Here is a 1,044-nt window from a genome sequence, read left to right on the forward strand (position 1 = left end):
AGTTGATGGAAGACGTGCGCAACGACATCACCCGCTTCGAGCCGTTCTTCGCCTCCGCGATCCGCGTCATCGACCTCGACAAGAAGCGCAATGCCAGCATGGCGCGCGTCTCCTCCCTCTCGCCGAAGGAGAAGGAGGACGCGGTCGAGCGCATGCAGGAGAATTCGCTGATCATCCAGTGGGTGCAGCAGTGCCTCGAGCAGCGCGTGTCGTCCTATCGCTGGGGTCTGGAGCGGCTGGTGATCCAGGCGCCCGACGGCATGGCCGCCGATGCCGACCGCCTGATCGGCGAACTCGCCGCCCAGACCGCCAACCCGCCGGTCGCGGCCCAGCCGCCCTACGGCCGTGCGGTCGTCTCGAAGGGTTAGGATTTTCCGCGGGCGCGCGATCGTTGCCCCGCGGGCTTGCGCCGCTGCTTCCGGAGCTTGCTGACAAGATCCTTCAGCGCATCCGGTAGCGGCACGGATGCGCGATAGGCGAGCCCGACCTCGCGCTTGACCTTGACCTCGATCTCGCGCACCGCGACATCCGGATTGCCGCGCGCTACGCCTTCCGGGACGATGGCGATGCCAACGCCGGCTGCGACCAGCGCCATGGCCCAATCCTCTGATTGCGCGATCGCCGCGGTCTGTCGGGCCTGCGGGTTGCGGCGGAAGAACTCGCTTTGCTCGCAATGGCAGCGGTCGATCAAGGGGACGCCGGCGAGATCGGCGGTGCGAAGCTTCTCCTTCAGGGCCAGCGGATGCGACGGCGGCAGCGCTGCGACATAGCGCTCACTCCACAGCGCCACGAAATGTTCGTCAGCGCGCAGCACGCTCTTGGAGATGATCCGCGCGTCGGCGCGCTCGTCGCTGCCGACGAGGCGGAGTGCGATGTCGGCGCGCGCCGTCAGCGGCTTGAGCAGTGCGATCGTCCGGGGCACGTCGAGCGTGCGCATCAGGCCGAGCGTCACATTGGTTTTGGTGCTCGGTCTCCTGAACAGGCTGCGCGCCGCGTCGGTCTCGTCGATGATGCGGCGGGCGAGCGTGTGAAACTGCTCGGCCG

Annotated in this window: 1 protein-coding gene and 1 pseudogene; one reads left to right on the plus strand and one right to left on the minus strand. The window is 67.7% G+C overall.

Going from position 1 to position 1,044, the window contains the following annotated elements; all coding sequences use genetic code 11:
• Window positions 1–368, plus strand: a pseudogene (locus IVB32_RS35305) (hypothetical protein); the annotation flags it as partial.
• Here IVB32_RS35305 and IVB32_RS35310 read toward each other — a convergent pair.
• On the minus strand, window positions 365–1,044 hold a 680-nt coding region (locus tag IVB32_RS35310; protein ID WP_247412877.1), incomplete at its 5' end, for a LysR family transcriptional regulator substrate-binding protein. The pseudogene IVB32_RS35305 and the gene IVB32_RS35310 overlap by 4 nt on opposite strands.

The sequence above is a fragment of the Bradyrhizobium sp. 23 genome, assembly GCF_023073295.1.
GTDB classification, from domain to species: domain Bacteria; phylum Pseudomonadota; class Alphaproteobacteria; order Rhizobiales; family Xanthobacteraceae; genus Bradyrhizobium; species Bradyrhizobium canariense_D.